18 protein-coding genes are annotated in these 16724 nt (G+C 51.8%); 8 read left to right on the top strand and 10 right to left on the bottom strand.

The window, feature by feature from the left end; translation table 11 throughout:
* Window positions 1-78: 78 nt before the first annotated feature.
* Complete coding sequence (locus AYI96_RS11995) at window positions 79-423, bottom strand: hypothetical protein (protein WP_200888005.1); 345 nt, start codon at window positions 421-423, stop codon at window positions 79-81.
* A 285-nt stretch (window positions 424-708) separates the two neighbouring features.
* On the opposite strand from AYI96_RS11995, the gene AYI96_RS11990 reads away from it, so the two are divergent.
* Both AYI96_RS11990 and AYI96_RS20675 read left to right on the top strand, forming a co-directional pair.
* Window positions 709-1773, top strand: a complete 1065-nt coding sequence (locus AYI96_RS11990; protein ID WP_039036201.1) for a type I restriction endonuclease — start codon at window positions 709-711, stop codon at window positions 1771-1773.
* Between the two features lie 149 nt (window positions 1774-1922).
* Window positions 1923-2465 carry a type II secretion system protein gene (locus AYI96_RS20675; RefSeq protein WP_039035745.1) on the top strand — a complete coding sequence of 181 codons (543 nt, stop codon included), beginning with the start codon at window positions 1923-1925 and terminating at the stop codon, window positions 2463-2465.
* Here AYI96_RS20675 and AYI96_RS11980 read toward each other — a convergent pair.
* Window positions 2462-3331, bottom strand: coding sequence for an AraC family transcriptional regulator (locus tag AYI96_RS11980; protein WP_039035744.1), 870 nt, complete (start codon window positions 3329-3331; stop codon window positions 2462-2464). The two genes, AYI96_RS20675 and AYI96_RS11980, sit on opposite strands and share 4 nt — an antisense overlap.
* Before the next feature lie 193 nt (window positions 3332-3524).
* Between AYI96_RS11980 and AYI96_RS11975 the strand changes: the two genes are divergently transcribed.
* Entirely contained in the window at window positions 3525-4682 is a 1158-nt protein-coding gene (locus tag AYI96_RS11975; protein WP_144361669.1) for an iron-containing alcohol dehydrogenase, read from the top strand.
* Between the two features lie 210 nt (window positions 4683-4892).
* Here AYI96_RS11975 and rpoH read toward each other — a convergent pair whose 3' ends face one another.
* The 4 genes from rpoH to ftsY all read right to left on the bottom strand — a co-directional run bounded on the left by rpoH (window position 4893) and on the right by ftsY (window position 9251).
* A complete protein-coding gene (rpoH, locus tag AYI96_RS11970) occupies window positions 4893-5750 on the bottom strand; it encodes an RNA polymerase sigma factor RpoH (protein WP_028780766.1) in 858 nt (285 codons plus the stop codon).
* Window positions 5751-5921: 171 nt separating this feature from the next.
* Window positions 5922-6887 carry a permease-like cell division protein FtsX gene (gene ftsX, locus AYI96_RS11965; protein ID WP_039035742.1) on the bottom strand — a complete coding sequence of 322 codons (966 nt, stop codon included), beginning with the start codon at window positions 6885-6887 and terminating at the stop codon, window positions 5922-5924.
* Between the two features lie 3 nt (window positions 6888-6890).
* The gene (gene ftsE, locus AYI96_RS11960; RefSeq protein ID WP_025012145.1) at window positions 6891-7583 is read right to left on the bottom strand and encodes a cell division ATP-binding protein FtsE; all 693 of its coding nucleotides are present in this window, start codon (window positions 7581-7583) and stop codon (window positions 6891-6893) included.
* 3 nt (window positions 7584-7586) lie between these two features.
* Window positions 7587-9251 carry a signal recognition particle-docking protein FtsY gene (ftsY, locus tag AYI96_RS11955; protein WP_144361668.1) on the bottom strand — a complete coding sequence of 555 codons (1665 nt, stop codon included), beginning with the start codon at window positions 9249-9251 and terminating at the stop codon, window positions 7587-7589.
* A gap of 225 nt (window positions 9252-9476) precedes the next feature.
* Between ftsY and rsmD the strand changes: the two genes are divergently transcribed.
* The gene (rsmD, locus tag AYI96_RS11950) at window positions 9477-10064 is read left to right on the top strand and encodes a 16S rRNA (guanine(966)-N(2))-methyltransferase RsmD (RefSeq protein WP_071475533.1); all 588 of its coding nucleotides are present in this window, start codon (window positions 9477-9479) and stop codon (window positions 10062-10064) included.
* Window positions 10061-10363 (top strand): DUF1145 domain-containing protein, encoded by a 303-nt coding sequence (locus tag AYI96_RS11945; protein ID WP_071475532.1) that lies wholly within the window; start codon window positions 10061-10063, stop codon window positions 10361-10363. Before rsmD ends, AYI96_RS11945 begins: the two co-directional genes overlap by 4 nt.
* Here AYI96_RS11945 and AYI96_RS11940 read toward each other — a convergent pair.
* Genes AYI96_RS11940 through AYI96_RS11930 form a run of 3 tightly spaced genes read right to left on the bottom strand, consistent with a single transcriptional unit; the run spans window position 10360 to window position 11942 of the window.
* On the bottom strand, window positions 10360-10836 hold the full coding sequence (locus AYI96_RS11940; protein ID WP_144361667.1) for a hypothetical protein: 477 nt from the start codon (window positions 10834-10836) through the stop codon (window positions 10360-10362). The two genes, AYI96_RS11945 and AYI96_RS11940, sit on opposite strands and share 4 nt — an antisense overlap.
* A gap of 47 nt (window positions 10837-10883) precedes the next feature.
* Entirely contained in the window at window positions 10884-11219 is a 336-nt protein-coding gene (locus tag AYI96_RS11935; protein ID WP_039035737.1) for a DUF4870 domain-containing protein, read from the bottom strand.
* 18 nt (window positions 11220-11237) lie between these two features.
* Window positions 11238-11942: an MOSC domain-containing protein gene (locus tag AYI96_RS11930; RefSeq protein ID WP_144361678.1), complete on the bottom strand. Its 705-nt coding sequence runs from the start codon at window positions 11940-11942 to the stop codon at window positions 11238-11240.
* 147 nt (window positions 11943-12089) lie between these two features.
* Between AYI96_RS11930 and AYI96_RS11925 the strand changes: the two genes are divergently transcribed.
* From AYI96_RS11925 to AYI96_RS11915, 3 genes are all read left to right on the top strand, one after another.
* A complete protein-coding gene (locus AYI96_RS11925; RefSeq protein ID WP_144361666.1) occupies window positions 12090-12878 on the top strand; it encodes a MipA/OmpV family protein in 789 nt (262 codons plus the stop codon).
* A 425-nt stretch (window positions 12879-13303) separates the two neighbouring features.
* A complete protein-coding gene (locus AYI96_RS11920) occupies window positions 13304-13999 on the top strand; it encodes a response regulator (protein ID WP_039035735.1) in 696 nt (231 codons plus the stop codon).
* Window positions 13999-15342 carry an ATP-binding protein gene (locus tag AYI96_RS11915; protein ID WP_052248255.1) on the top strand — a complete coding sequence of 448 codons (1344 nt, stop codon included), beginning with the start codon at window positions 13999-14001 and terminating at the stop codon, window positions 15340-15342. The genes AYI96_RS11920 and AYI96_RS11915 overlap by 1 nt, the downstream gene beginning before the upstream one ends.
* A gap of 154 nt (window positions 15343-15496) precedes the next feature.
* Here the strand turns inward: AYI96_RS11915 and AYI96_RS11910 are convergent, their stop codons facing one another.
* Window positions 15497-16705: a multidrug effflux MFS transporter gene (locus AYI96_RS11910; RefSeq protein WP_039035734.1), complete on the bottom strand. Its 1209-nt coding sequence runs from the start codon at window positions 16703-16705 to the stop codon at window positions 15497-15499.
* Between the last annotated feature and the right edge of the window lie 19 nt (window positions 16706-16724).

Genomic DNA, 16724 nt, shown 5'->3' with positions numbered 1-16724 from the left:
ACCTTGAAGATACAGACCCAGGCCAAGGCTTGGGTCTGTTGTTTCTGAGAAGATTGGCAAAATCGCTAACCCAAAGGTTCAACCTTTATTCTTGATGGTCCAGTAGGCCGCGTTGACACCATCTTCACGAAATTCAATATCCACCGGGTACTCACGCTCACAACCTTCTACTATCCAGCGTTCATGCCAGTAGCGCTCACCGACTTCGCCTTTGGGCATCGCCAGCACAAAGGCAAAAAACTGCTCCGGCACCTCGCAGCCGCGGCGAGCCACTTCGGCGGCCACGCCCGGCATAGCATCCTTAAGCAGGGTTTCATTAGCTAAAGTGCCTTGCTGAACTATCTCCTCAGAGAAGTATTCCCCTCCGGCAGCAGCTACCGGCAGTGACACCAGCAAGCCACACAAGATCCCAATCCATTTCATCTGCTTTCCTCCCTGATAGTTTCAGTATCAATATTAGCCCGCCATCCCGCCACAGGCTCAACCAGCCTAGTAGAAGATTGGTCTGCTTTAGGTCGCCGGAGTGTGAACAAAGCTATAGTTTGATACAAAACAATACCTTAACCTGGAAATTGTGCAAACTTTAAGCTAAACCCTAAATCAGCTAACGAGAACTATCGGTCAATGCCGAAAACTTTAAAAACTGCTTCTATTTATATGGTGGTACTTAGGAGCGCCCATTTTCTAAATAAATGACAGGTGAATGAAATGGATTTTATTGAACGAATTCAAGCTCTATCAAAGCGCGTCCCCCAAATATCCGCCAGCCTTCAAACCGAAGAAGCAACTAAGAACGCACTAATAATGCCTTTCCTAAGCTCTGTATTAGGGTACGACGTATTCAACCCAGATGAAGTACTCCCTGAGTACACTGCCGATACTCCAACGAAAAAAGGAGAAAAAGTCGACTATGCGCTGATGAAAGACGGAGAGGTGTTGATGTTGATTGAGTGCAAGAAATATAACGAAAAACTATCAATAAAACATGCTAGCCAATTATTCCGCTATTTTTCAGTCACCAAAGCAAGAATTGCCATATTGACCAACGGTGTTCAGTACCTCTTTTTTACTGATCTGGACGCTCCCAACAAGATGGATGAAAAGCCTTTTTTGGTATTAGATCTGGAGAATATTGATGAACACATAGTGCCGGAAGTTAAAAAGTTGACAAAATCAACATTTGACATGGAGTCTATCGTCAATGCCGCTGGAGAACTTAAATATCTAAGTGACATAAAGAGAATTATCAGTGATCAGTTCAAAAATCCTGAAGAAGAGTTTGTACGCTTTTTTGCCAGCAGGGTTTATGACGGCATGTTAACTCCAAAGGTAAAACAACAGTTTACTGAGATCACGGCCAAAGCTCTCAAACAGTTTATGAAAGACGGTATTAATGAAAGACTTAAGTCTGCAATGGGAGATAGAGCGACCGATGACGTTGAGGAAGTCTCAGGCTCAGATGGCGAAATCGAAAATAAGCCAAGGATAATTACGACCGAAGAAGAGGTTGACGGCTACAATGTCATCAAGGCGATTCTTAGACAAAAAGTCGATGTTAGTAGAATCACCGGACGAGATACGCAAAGCTATTTCGGAGTTCTACTGGACAACAATAATCGCAAGCCTATTTGCAGACTGCACTTTAATACCAAACAGAAATATCTCGGATTAATGGACCATGAGAAGAATGAAACCCGTCATCCGTTAGACTCAGTAGACGATATATTCCTGCATAGTGAAGCCTTACTGCAAACAATCACCTTCTACGAGTAAAGCAAAAGATCGAACGGCGAGCCACTTCATTAAGTGAGTTCGCTGTTATTCTTATCATCCGCGACTTGCCAGACCTCAGAGGCTTGGCTAGACTGCCGCATCGGCGACGATTGTTGGCAATATCTCTATTCTATAAACCGGGCGATGTAATGAAAGCAAAGCAGTATCAGGGCTTTACCCTAATTGAACTTGTAGTGGTGATTATTATCCTCGGGATCCTGGCAGTAGTGGCCGCGCCCAAGTTTATCAATCTGCGCGACGACGCCACAGAGCAAGTGCTCAGGGGCCAGTATGCCGCCTTTGAATCTGCGGTGAAACTCTATCACAGTGGCTATCTGGCCAAGGGAGAACAGGGCGCCATCGACAATCTGGCCAGCTTTGGTGATGGCAGTGTTGATTCCAGTTCCAACGGCTGGCCCTATGCCACCGCAGGCAAAGACACCCATATTTTCGACGCCTGCGAACAGTTGTGGCATGGCCTCACAGATACCGACCTCAGCATAGCCTATGTAGAAGATGCCAATCTGCCTACAACCACTGTCGACGTGGCCTATACCTATAAACAAACGCCCAATACCTGTATCTACCGCTCAGTGTATTTTATCCAGCAAAATGAAGAGACACTGATCATGGAATATCTGCCGGATACTGGTGAGGTCTCGGTTCACAAAACCTTTTGGAGTCAGCCTTAAAGCCTGGCTGTTTCCCCCGGACTCTGATCGAAGTAACGCTTGAACTCCCGGCTGAATTGAGCCGGGCTCTCATAGCCCACTTCCAGTGCCGCTTCCTTCACCTTGAGGCGCTGTCTTTGCAGTAGCTCTTTGGCCTTATTAAGGCGGATCTTCTTCAAGTACTGAATGGGCGATGAGGCCGTGACCTCCTTGAAACAGCGATGAAATGCCGAGGGACTCATGTTAACCAACTCGGCTAACTGCTCTACCTCCACACTTTCACGATAGTTCTGATGCAGATATTTGAGCGCCTTCTCTACCCGGGATAAACGGGTATGACTGAGCGCCAGCGCATATAAAGGCGCCGCATTGTCGGAAGCCAATACCCGAAACAGCAACTCTTGCACCATGGCCTTACCCAAGACCTCGGCTTCCAACGGCGACTGCAGAGCCAGCAGCAAACGCTCGACACAGCAGAGCATGTCTTCACTGTTGGCGGCAACAAAGAAGCCGCTCTGACGAGCATCATCGAGATCCTTGGGCACCTTATGGTGTTGATCCATCATGCGGATCAACTGGTTCAGTTGCTGCAGATCTATATCCACCATGAGTACCAATACCGGTTCTTCCTCGGAAGCAAAGGTTTCACACTCCACCGGCATAGGTACTGTCATCACCAAGGTGTTCTGCGGATCATAGTCATAGATCTTATCTTCGAGATAGACACGTTTACGCCCCTGGCCGACTATCATGATCCCTTGGGAATAACACATGGGGCCACGGCTGCCATAGGCCGAACTGCGAAACAGATGCACCCCTGGCAGGCTGGTGCTGTTGACCCCTTCATCCACCGCCAGGGCCGCCATTAAGGCTGCAATATCACTCATAACACTCTCCAATCATCAGGGTTTGGATACTAGCAGCATCACAGAAAAAAGCATCAAAATAGCCATATTCAAGCCCCTATTCACCAAATTAGGCAGGAATAGGCATAAATGCTCCAGCAATGTGTATTTCAATCCAAGCTGAGAGGACTAAGATGGCAACCATAGTTTTTCGGCTGTAAAAGAGAGAAATATCATGCTCAATTTCGACTATCGCAACCCTACCCACATAGTATTTGGTAAAGACAGACTAGCAGAATTGGATCAACTGGTACCGGCCAATGCCAGAGTGCTGGTGACTTACGGCGGTGGCAGTGTCAAACGCTTCGGCACCCTGGACAAGGTCATAACCGCGCTGGGCGACCGCGTTGTGTTTGAATTCGGTGGCATTGAAGCCAACCCCAAATATGACACCCTGGCCAGGGCTGCCGAACTGGCGCGGCGCGAATCCATCGACTTTCTGTTGGCCGTTGGTGGCGGTTCAGTGATGGACGGCACCAAGTTTATTGCCCTGGCGGCAAAATTCGATGGCGACAGCAGCAGCTTGCTGCATCACGGTTTCAACCCGGTTCCTGTCACAGAGGTACTGCCTGTCGCTACAGTGGCGACACTGCCGGCTACAGGCTCAGAAATGAATGCTTTTGCAGTGGTCAGCCATCAGGGTGGCAAGTTTCCCGTGACTCATCCGCAGAGTTTCCCGGTATTCTCCGTGCTGGATCCCAGCCTGACCTTCAGTTTGCCGAAGATCCAGGTCGCCAACGGCGTAGTCGACTCTTTCGTGCACGTGGTCGAGCAATACGTCACCTTCCCCGTGGATGCCAGAGTTCAGGACAGAATGGCCGAGGGCATACTGAAGACCCTGATTGAAGTGGGCCCTGTCACAGTGGCCGAGCCGGAGAACTATAATGCCCGCGCCAACCTGGTGTGGAGTGCCACCTCGGCGCTCAACGGCATGATAGGCAGCGGCGTACCGGCAGACTGGACCACTCATATGATAGGCCACGAGCTGACTGCCATGTTCGGCATAGATCATGCGCAAACGCTGGCCGTAGTCCTGCCCTCTGTATGGCGGGTGCGCAAGGAACAGAAACGCGCCAAACTGCTGCAATATGCCGAGCGGGTTTGGGATATCACTTCGGGTGATGAAGACAGCCGTATCGAGCAAGCCATTGCAGCCACTCAGGCCTTCTTTGAACAGGTTGGCCTCAAGACTCGTCTGCGCGACTATGATGTACCGCAAGAGCGTATCGCCGATGTTGTTGCCGCACTGGAAGCTCACGGCATGACCGCCTTGTCTGAAACCGGCGATCTTGGTCTGGACAGCAGCCGTGAAATCCTTGAGCTTGCCTGGTAATTCGACCGACCGATAAGACTGAACTTTGAGTCAGTGAATTAACCCACTCAGCTAAATCAAAAATCAGCAAAAGGTGCGAGAAATACCGAGGTTATCCAGGTACAAAACGTCTGGATAATACTTTAAACGCCCGCCAAAAAAGCAGAATGCCGTTCACTTGGGGTGAACGGCATTCATTAGCAATCAAAACAACACACTAAATAAGTTATGTTATACGTCCATACAAGCCTTAAGCTTGTTCATGGCGTTTTTCTCCAACTGGCGGATCCGCTCGGCAGACACCTGATAGGTATCGGCCAATTCCTGCAGTGTGGTCTTTTCATCATCCAACCAACGGGCCCGCAGAATATGCTGGCTGCGCTCATCCAAGGTCTTGATGGCAGACAACAGCTTGTTCTGGGCGTTGGATTCCCAGTTGTCATTTTCTACCTGGGCGGCCAGATCGGAAGAATGGTCTTCCAGATAAAGCGCCGGGGCAAAGTCATGATCATCATCGTGATCATTGGTCAGGTCGAAGGCCGGATCCTGCGCCGCCATCCGCGACTCCATCTCGGTCACATCCTGTTTGGATACGCCAAGGTTTTCGGCCACCATAGTGACCTCTTCATCGCTGAACCAACCCAGACGTTTCTTGGCCTTACGCAGGTTGAAGAACAACTTACGTTGTGCCTTGGTGGTGGCGACTTTGACTATGCGCCAGTTCTTCAACACATATTCATGAATTTCTGCCTTGATCCAGTGCACGGCGAAAGATACCAAACGTACACCCACATCAGGGTCGAAACGCTTGACCGCCTTCATCAGGCCTATGTTGCCTTCCTGGATCAGGTCTGCCTGTGGCAGACCATAACCCGCATAACCGCGGGCAATATGCACCACAAAACGTAAGTGCGACATAATCAGTTGCTTAGCCGCCTGCAGATCACCTGTTTCCTGCAAACGCTTCGCCAGCTCATACTCCTGCTCGGCGTCCAGCATTGTCATGCTGTTTACCGAATGGATATAGGCCTCGAGACTGCTGCTCCCCTGGGGAACCATCAGTGCCATTGATTGCGTTTGATCAGTCATTCACGCTCCTGTTTCTTACTGCTTTGATGCTCATTTCGGGTCGAAAAAAACGCTGATGAGCCGATGCACTATCGGTCAATTGACATATATTGTCAACGCCGTATCCAACATCCGGGATTATTTTCACCCCGAAAATAGGACAATGCAAGTGAAGATAAGTTCATTTTTACCTCAATGAGGCTCTATGGCTCGCAGGTGTTGGCGTACCGACAGGAAAGACCCCAACCAACCCAAAAATGACGCCAGTGCCATCATCTGCAGCAGCTCAACAAAGGTCAGGGACTGCATCTCAAGTTGGCTGCCATACAGGCCCAAAAGCGAGGCCAACGCCCCATCCAGGTACCAGACCAAGAGGTTGATTATCACCCAGGCGAGTATACCGCCGATAACACCATACCAGATGCCGGTGTAGAGAAAGGGCCGCTGAATAAAGGCTTCCGTGGCCCCGACCAGCTTCATGACCTCAATTTCACTGCGCCGATTCATGATAGCCAGGCGAATAGTGTTGCCTATGACCAGCACCACAGCCAGGATCAGCAGTGCCGCCAACGCCAGCACGGTACGTTCCAGCAAGCGCACCAGCGCCTGTAAGCGCTCCAGCCACTCGATATCCAGACGGCCAAAGCTCACCTCAGGCTCACGCTCCAGCTTGGTCAAAAGCTCTCTGGCGCCTGCGGGGCTGGAATACTTTTCAGTGGGGATCACGCTGATCACCGCCGGCAAAGGGTTGCTTTCCAGATAGGAGAGCGCCTCGCCGAAACCAGACAGCTGTTGGAACTCCGCCAGTGCCTCGTCACGATTGATATAGTCGACCGTGTCGATTTCCGGGTAAACCTTAATCCGCGCCAGCAGGCTCTGAATACTCTGCTCTGAGCGGTTCCCCTCAATAAACAAGGAGATCTGTGCCGCACTGTTCCAGGATTGGGTAATGGTTTCGGCATTTTTTACCAGCACCTGCAAGGCGGCCGGCAAACTCAGACTGACCCCCAGCACAGCCATGGTCATCAGCGATGAGATAGGGTTGCGCCACAACTCACCCATGCTGGCCATGGCATGCTGTATATGGCGGATAAAAAACATCACTATCCGGCCGGAAAGCGGGAGTTTACTGCGGGTCAATGAAGGCTGGGCAGACATAGCTTATTCCTTAGCGCTCATGGGGCTGGTCCCCAGTTCTTCACCACCTATCATCCGCCCCTGCTTCAGGGTCAGGGTGCGGTACTTCATTCTGGCGATAAGACCGAGATCATGGGTGGCAATCAACACGCTGGTGCCCGCATCATTGAAGGTTTCAAACAGCCTGAGAATATCCATGGACAGCTTGGGGTCCAGGTTACCGGTCGGCTCATCGGCCAGCAATAGAGGGGGTTTGTTGACTATCGCCCTGGCAATACCTACCCGCTGCTGCTCACCGCCCGAAAGCATAATGGGGTTATGGCGCTCTTTACCATAGAGCCCCACCATATCCAGAGCACCGGCGACCCGCTTGCGGATCTCCCCCAGGGTAAAACCTTCGATAACCAAGGGCAGCGCCACATTGTCAAACACGCTGCGGTCCATCAATAGATGGTGGCTTTGGAAGATCATCCCGATATCGCGGCGCAGGTAAGGCACATGGCCGCGCTTGATACCGGCGATATCATGGCCGTTGATCCATACCCGGCCGGCACTGGCGCGCTCGATAACTGTGATCAATTTGAGCAAGGTACTCTTACCGGCCCCGGAATGCCCGGTAAGAAAGGCCATTTCGCCCCGCTGAAGATGAAAACTCACATCAGACAATGCCTTTTGGCCCCCGGCGTAAATTTTGCTGACCTGCTCAAATCGAATCATATATCAGTTATCCGCCTTCTCCTGACTGAACAGGGCTTCGATAAAGTCTTTGGCATTGAAGGTACGCAGATCGTCTATCTGCTCTCCCACGCCTATGTAACGAATAGGAATACCAAATTTATCGGCAATGGCAAAGATAACTCCGCCTTTGGCTGTGCCATCCAGCTTACTGATACTGATACCGGTAACCCCGACCGCTTCCTGGAACAGTTGCGCCTGACTGATGGCATTCTGGCCCGTACAGGCATCCAAGGTCAGCATCACTTCATGGGGAGCGTCCGGATCCAGTTTCTTCATCACCCGAACCACTTTCTTCAGCTCGTCCATCAGATGGCTCTTGTTCTGCAAGCGACCTGCGGTATCGGCAATCAACACATCAACATTTCTGGCCTTGGCAGCCTGCAGGGCATCAAACAACACAGAAGCGCTATCAGCACCTGTATGCTGGGCAATCACAGGAATATCATTGCGCTGGCCCCAAACCTGCAACTGCTCAACTGCAGCGGCGCGGAAAGTATCACCGGCAGCCAGCATGACAGACTTGCCTTCGCGCTGATACTGTTTGGCCAACTTGCCTATCGTAGTGGTCTTGCCAACGCCGTTGACACCCACCATTAAAATAACGAAAGGCCCGGCAGCATTGTCCGGCACCAGAGGCGCACTCACAGGCTCCAGCGTCGCCAGCATCTCCTGCTGCAGCAATTCATATAAGGCTTCGGCATCCTTGAGCTGCTTGCGTGAAGCATGATCTGTCAGGCTGGAGATCAACCGACTGGTGGTTTCTACCCCAACGTCGGCAATAAGCAGTTGCTCTTCCAGCTCTTCAAACAGGTCATCATCAATCTTTTTACCACGAAACAGGCCGATAAAACCGCTACCGATATTTTCGCTGGTGCGCATCAGCCCCCGCTTGAGGCGGGCAAAGAAGCCCTCTTTAGCAGGTTTTGCCTGTGGCTCAGGTTGAGCTTGTTCCTCGGCAACCTGTTCAGCTTGTGCTTTTTCAGCGGCCAAACGTTCAGCTTCGGCTTGCTCGGCCTGGGCCTTTTCAGCGGCAATACGCTCGACTTCTGCCTGTTCTGCCTGGGCCTTTTCAGCGGCCAGACGTTCGGCTTCGGCTTGCTCTGCCTGCGCCTTTTCAGCAGCAATACGCTCGGCTTCGGCTTGTTCGGCCTGGGCCTTTTCAGCGGCCAAACGTTCAGCTTCGGCCTGCTCGGCCTGGGCCTTTTCAGCGGCTATACGCTCGGCTTCGGCCTGCTCGGCCTGGGCCTTTTCAGCGACCAGACGTTCGGCTTCTGCCTGTTCTGCCTGGGCCTTTTCAGCGGCCAGACGTTCAGCTTCTGCCTGCTCGGCCTGGGCCTTTTCAGCAGCCAGACGCTCAGCTTCGGCCTGCTCGGCCTGGGCCTTTTCAGCGGCAATACGCTCGGCTTCAGCTTGTTCAGCCTGGGCCTTTTCAGCGGCAATACGCTCGGCTTCTGCCTGTTCTGCCTGCGCCTTTTCAGCGGCCAGACGTTCAGCTTCTGCCTGCTCGGCCTGGGCCTTTTCAGCAGCTAAACGTTCGGCCTCTGCCGCGGCTTCTGCAGCCTGTTGTTCGGCGAGTTTGGCCGCCTGTTCGGCTTCGTCGTTGTGTTTGTCTTTACGAAACCAGGAAAAAAAACCTTTCTTTGCCATCAGTGCTACCAGTGCTCAACATCGTGGGGGATCTTCAGGAGCCGGGCTCCCGCTTGAGGTCGCAACTATTTCCCTGGAGCAGCGGGGCCTGTTACTGGCATTCCCGAGCGATAAAGGGCTTTAGCTTCATCTCACCTTTTCGGCTGAGTTTGTTATAAAATAGCGACGCTTTTAAGGTGGCATAGTCTACCACTTTCTTTCTTCAGGCAAAATCACGGGGGCAAGATGGCCAAAAATAGACCGGGCAGCGGTCAGGTTCGTATTATCGCAGGCCAATGGCGCTCGAGAAAATTACCCATCCAGGATCTGGAAGGCCTGAGGCCAACCACAGACAGGGTACGGGAAACCCTTTTTAACTGGCTGGCAGGTGAACTCAGTGGCAGCTCGGTGTTGGACTGTTTCGGTGGCAGTGGCGCTCTGGCATTGGAAGCCCTGTCCCGCTATGCCGCTTTTGCCAGAGTCTATGAGCTGCAAAAAACTGCGGCTCAGCAACTGCAGCAGAATCTGCAAACCCTAAAATGCGACAGTGCCGAGGTCATCAACGGCGATGTATTGGCCGGGTTGGCGCGCCCTGCCGATCGCCGTTTCGATATCGTGTTTATCGATCCCCCTTTTCGCAAGGGGCTGGCCGAGCAAACCCTAACCCTGCTGGCCCGGCATCAATGGCTCAACCCAGGCGCCCTCATCTATCTCGAAGTGGAATCTGAATTGCAGCAGTTACCGATACCGGCTGACTGGGAGGCATTGAAAGAGAAACAGGCTGGCCAGGTCAGCTACCGCCTGTATCGCGTCCAGGGAGGAGCCGAGTCATGAAAGCCGTATTAGTGTTGGGAAAACTGGCGACCCTATTGGCCTGGGTGTTGATGTTTTTCAATCTATTCAGCCCGTTTGAAGGCAATATCGGCGTGATACTCACCATACTTCTCGGGGTAACCGCCATGATGCATGGGCTGCAGGTGCTGATATTCCACACGATATTTTGTCAGTTGTTGCCGCTCAAGGCTAAAGACTATCTCAACGCCTTTCTATTCGGGGTGTTTGCCTTGCTGGATTACCGCCAGCGAGCGCTGAGTAAACTGGCTGCAGAAACCTCGGCAAACACTCAAGATTAAGGTGGCAAAGGCGCCTCTTTACCCTTGGCCAATATTTCCAGAATTTGCTGCAAATGCTGGCTCAAAGCTTCAGCCTCGGCTGCCGCAAACCTTTGCTTGAGGGATGCATCGAGTTGAGTCGCCAGCTCCGCCTTCACAGCTGAGAGGGCCGGTTGGTTCTCTTCAACCTGTAACTTGGCAACGCTGAGAGCCAACAACTTAAGCTCAGGCAACAACTCTATTTGCTTCAGTGGTGCCAATAAGCCTGGGTCGTCAACACTGAGTCGTTGATCCAAAGTCACCAGCAGTTGGTCGACCCGCGCCAAAGTCTGCTCCCCACGCTGATACAGAGGAGTTATGGCAACCTCATTGGCAAAATCAGTGAGTTGATAAAGCGTCACGCTCAGCGTCAGCACAACTAACAACAGCGGCAGTGACAACCCGAACACCAGACCGACCCAAAAGTTATTGATACCGGATAAAAAGGCTCGCATTGCTCCTCCGCTGTCGGCAACAAGGCCATCCAATGGATGGCCCGGGTTCACAGGAATTTGATTGCCAAGGGGTACTTGTATTCCACCCCCTCACTGGCCTTGACCGCTGCGACTATGGTCACCACCACATCGAAAATCGCCAGTACAGCCACCAGCACCAAACCTATGCCAACAAAGATCAGGATCAGGCTGATGATGGTGTAAATGATCATACTAATTTTGAAGTTCAGGCAATTACGGCCGCAAACATCGACAAATTCAAACTCTTCCCGTTTCATCAACCAAACGATCAACGGCCCCAAGATAGTGCCCAAAGGGATCAGGTAACCGGCAAAACTCGCCAGGTGCACCAACATTCCCATGTCTCTTTCCTGCTTTTCCATGTTGTTTCCTAACTTTTTTCAGTTCAAAGCCAAACTATCCGGGCCATAGAGGCGCATCTGCCAGTCTTCTATGCTGCCCCGCTCCAGTCGGCGCTGCAAGCTGCCTACCCAGCTGGCCGCCAAACCTTCACAACTGAGCAGCCTATCATAGGCGGCCGCATCAAATTCGGGGCGAAAATACAGCTTCATCGCCTCGGCAACACTGATATCGGTACGCCTTTGTTTCAGTATCAGAGCATCCTGACAGCTTATGATGCCAGGCTTAAGCACTCGATAGAACCAGCCTGACATACCCGTTTGCTGCATGGCAAGGGCAAAGTCCCGCTGACTATATTGGTGATTGAGCTTAAAACAGGGGGAACGCGGTTGGGTGACCTGCAACTCGACTTCGCCAAAGCTGAGGATATCGCCGATATGAATATCCGCCTCGGTCAGGCCAACACTGCTGATGTTTTCTCCCATGGCTGGTGCATCCTGCCCCGCGGTTATCAGCCCCATGCGCCGGTAATAGCCATAGTGCTCGCGAGGAAAATGATGCAGCACCCTATCCGGGCCACCATGATGTTTGGGATCCGCCTGGGCATCACCCGCAACCCTGTCGCCAAAGACCTCCAGCGTCTCCATCCGAGACTTGTTATCTATCCCACTTGCCAGCTTGTCCCTGAATGTCAGTTTATCACCGGCATACAGCCCAGAAATCTTTTCAATCAAACACTTGGTCACGTTACGTCTCCCTTCGAGTGCCAAAGCCAAATCATACTCCAAGCCTACTGGACAGATCACGGACATTTCCATACAAAGCGGCGCTATTGTATGGCCGCAGCGCCGAGGACAATGCCCGGGATTTCTTATGTATTCAGGAGAAGTAATATGAAAGCATTCAGATTCAGCGCCCTGGCCCTCGTTGGGGCTGCAGTAAGCAGTGCCGCCTTGGCGGACAACACTGACGTTTATATCCGTAATGGCCAGATTTACAGCCATGAAAACAGTTTCTTTGTCTCTGCCGGTGCCTATCAGGGCAGCGAACTCTATCAAGGCGTCGATTCCAAGCTGCGTCCATTCGGTAACCTGGGTTATAACGGCAAGGACTTCAACGCCTCACTGGCCAATATCAACTACCGTTTTTTCGGTAATGATAAAGATCTGTTCAACCTGAGTGTGTTTCTGGGTAGTCCGGGTATTGCCTTGAAAGACTCAGACGCAGCAGCGCTTGGCGGTATCCATGAACGTAAACTGAGTGGCGATCTGGGTATCAACCTGGATACCCAACTGGGATTCGGTACTCTATCCACCTCGGTACAACATGACGTAACCAACAGATACAGCGGCTTTATCGGCCAGGTCCGTTACGCCGTACCACTGAATCTGGGCTGGGGCACTGTCGTTCCCTACGCCGGCGTCAGCTACTTGAGCCGTGACTTTACCCAGTACTACTTCGGAGTCAGCAAGGCTGAAGCCAATAAGCAGCATAAGTACTACCAACCGGGCAAAGCCTTCACCTACAACGCAGGTTACAAGCTGATTGTGCCTCTGGGCGAACATCTCGAACTCAGCCAAAGCAGCAACTACAGCTACCTGGATTCCGCCATTGCCGACTCGCCGATTGTCGATGGCAAACAGCAGTGGAACGCCAACCTGGCACTGACTTATTACTTTTGAGTTTGAGATCATTGGATGAAATCGCTTAAAAACCTTTTTTTACCATAGGCTTAGCCATAGTAGTCAGTGGCTGTGCGACCCATTATGACACCCAGAAATTTTCCTGGGATCTCGACAAAGACTTTACGAGAACTCAGGTGGACTCAAATACTTGGTGGAATAACTACGTTAACAACCATAACGACAAATATATAATGGCGGCACTCTGTCAGAAACACCGCTACTCCCAGTACTGCAAAGGTTAATTTATAGCGACCTATAACTTGGATTTTGGGCTGGCTATATTTTCAATACTGTCAACCGCATTACTGAATGTTTGTGGGTAAAGGGGTGACCAAGTCCCCCTTTATGTCAATTGAGCTGTCACTTATGTAACCGGAGTGATAATTTTGCTTTATCTAAACCCGCATGCTTACCGGCAGGAAATGGCAAACACTCGCATAACACTCGTAGAAGACGATAATAAGATCAGTGACCTTCTGACAGATTATCTCAGGAACCAACATTTCGATGTTGAACGAATAGATGACGGCAGTCGCGCAGGACAACTTATCCTCGAACGTCAACCTGAACTGGTGATCCTGGATCTTATGTTGCCGGGGAGTGATGGTCTGAGTATCTGCCGTGAAATCCGCGCCCAATACCAAGGCAAGATACTGATCCTGACCGCCAGTGAGGACGACATGGATCAAGTGGCCGCACTGGAGATGGGCGCCGATGATTTTGTCAGTAAACCAATCCAACCCAGGGTACTCCTGGCCAGGATCCGCATGTTGCTAAGACGTCAGGAAAATGTGCCAACGGAAAGCAATCGCGAACGCCAGTTCGGAGAACTCTACCTGGATAATGCCCGCAAGTTTTGCGCCATCAGTCAGGTAGAAGTCAACCTCACCACTGCCGAATTTGACCTGCTATGGCTGCTGAGCTCACATCCGGATGAAATACTGTCGCGGGAGTATCTGGTCAAGGAAACCCGCGGCATAGAGTACGACGGAATAGACCGCAGCATAGATAACAAGGTAGTGATTTTAAGGAAGAAATTAGGTGACAACCCCAGCTTGCCGCGCAAGATAATCACGGTAAGAGGCAAGGGTTATCTATTTGTACCGGATAGGTGGTAATGAAACGGCTGTTTATCTTCTCCTACCTGGTGCTGGTGTTTCTGTTTTTCACCTGCTTCATTTTTGTCTTTCAACTGGACTTCTTTTCCTCCGATGAGTGGGAAGCCGACTATCAGGATCGCTCCTATATGTCTCTGATCCAGTTGTTATCGGATATCTCGACGGCCGAGGGCGTTGCCAGTGCCGAGGCCTCGCTTGAGCAAGTGCTCGGCAACCTGCACAAACAGCTGAGGGTCATCTCGCTGGACTCGGATGAGCTGTCGGCTGACGAGAAACAGCGCCTGAGAGAAAACCAGCGTTATATCAAAGATGTGGAAGAGGATATCTCCTACATCATGTTCCAGGGCTCAGACAAGGTGTATGCCATCAGCCGCGATGAGTCCGCGCCCTTCTGGCAGGAATACTACTTCAAAGAATCCATTGCTTTCTGGGTGATGTTTCCGGTACTGGCTTTTATCAACTTTGTGCTGCTCTATCTATTGGCCCGGCGCCTGCGCCGCTTGGAGCGGGTCCACAGCGCCTTTGCCAATGGTGATTTCAAAGTTAGAGCCAAAACAGGTGTGTGGCACAAAGTGGGACACCTGAACCAATCCTTCAATCAAATGGCTGACAAGATAGCCAAACTCATCGATAGCAACAAACAACTCACCAATGCCGTAGCCCACGAAGTGCGTACACCTATATTCAGGATCCGTTGCAATCTGGATATGCTGGACGATTCAGGCGTTCGCCCGGAGCAAATGCCCTATCTGGAAGGCATACATCAGGATCTGGATGAACTCGGCACCATGGTGGACGAATTGTTGCATTACGCCAAGATGGAGCGACGCCAGGCGCCATTACAATTGAGCTACCAATCATTGGATACCGCACTGCAGGAGTTGATCGCCCACCTGCAGTTTGAAACCGACATCGCCCTTGAACTCACCACGGCAGAACCACTAACGGCCATGATAGACCTGCGCCTCTGGCACAGGGCCGTCAGTAATATCATCCGCAACGGCTACCGTTATGCCCACCAAAAAGTCAGCATAAGAATTAGCGGCGACACAGATAGGATCTGGCTGCATATTGCCAACGATGGCCCAGGGATCCGGGATGAAGACAAGCAGCGCATTTTTGATCCCTTTGTTCGCATCGACAAATCACGGGATCGCGGCAGCGGCGGTCACGGCTTGGGACTGACCATCAGCGCCCAGATCATTCGCCAGCACGGTGGAGACATTGCCATCAGCGACAACCAAGACGGTGGCCCAAGCTTCGATATCTGGTTACCTAAACAGATAAAAAAAGCCCCGTTAAGAAACGGGGCACCAGCAAATCAGTGGGGAATCAGCGAGTGAATCACCGCGCCATAAAGAAGACTCGCAATCGAGACTAAGCCCATCACATGACAAGCTTGTGACTCTAATAAGACATTGGTATGAAAATAAAAAATGCCCGCGGCAGCGGTCAACTGCAACGGGCCAAGGGTGAAACCTTACTTGAAACTAAAGCTCAGTGATGCGCACACTGTTGCTCATGATGCCAGGCATTAAAACGGCTCTGGGCCATGACCAGCAGCAGCACCATAGACAGGCTGCCCATCACCAAAGTCACTGCAAATGGCGCACTGAGGTCAGTTTGCTGCACCAGACCGGCCAGCAAAGAAGCGCCGCTCATCTGAATACAACCGAGCAAGGCTGCCGCAGTACCGGCTCGCTCGCCGAAGGCCGCCAACGCCATACTGGTTGCAGGACCCAGCAGGAAGGCGAAACCGACACACAGCAACATCATGGGCAACATAAAGCTCATGGCGGCAGCCATACCTTGCTGAGGACCATAGATCTGCAGCACAGGTTGTATCGCGGCAGAAGCCAACAACAACCAGAGCGAAAACACAACGGTCGCGCGATTTCCAAGGCGTCTGGTGAGCACTGGCGCGGCAAAACAGGCAACAATATTCACCAAGGCGTTGAGGCCAAACAGGCCACTGAATGCCAGTTCTGACATACCCAAATGATCAATCAGCCACACAGGTGCGTAGGACACATAGCTCAATATTGAGGCCATACCCGCCATGCAGCAGAAGGCATAGAACAGGAAGTGGCGTTCGGCCAATACAGGCTGATAGCGGCCCCAGCGGTACAGCGGCCCACTGCTGACGGTATTCTGCGGCCGGGTTTCTGGAAAACGCATACTCACCAGCAGCAGGATCACCAAGCCGTAAACAGCCATAAGCCCAAAGGTAGAGCGCCAACCGAATTGCATCGCCATCACGCCGCCAAGCGTTGGCGCCAGTGCGGGGATGACGCAAATCGCACCGTTGAGATAGCTGTAGATACGGGAACTTTCAGCCGGTGTATAACAGTCACGCACCGCGCTAAACACCACAATAGAGGTGGAGCAGGCCGCCAACCCCTGCAATACCCTGGCAATCTGTAACCATTCGAACTCCATGGCAACCACAGCCAACAGTGCACTAAGCACATAGAGAGCAATCCCCCCCAATGCCACAGGCCTGCGGCCAAATCTGTCTGCCAAGGGGCCTATGAGGATCTGCCCTACCCCCATAGCGAACAGAAAAAGCACCAGAGTCGACTGGACTTCGCCGGCACTGACGCCATATTCAATCGCCATAGTCGGCAAAGAGGGCAAGTAGATATCGATAGCCAGTGGGCTTAACAGCACCATGGCCATCAGCATAGGCAGGAGGTTTTTTGCCATAGGTTGTCGTTCAATCCTG

This window comes from Shewanella sp. MSW, from assembly GCF_007636515.1.
GTDB classification, from domain to species: Bacteria; Pseudomonadota; Gammaproteobacteria; order Enterobacterales; family Shewanellaceae; genus Shewanella; species Shewanella indica.
This window is presented reverse-complemented; position numbering and strand designations above follow the sequence as displayed.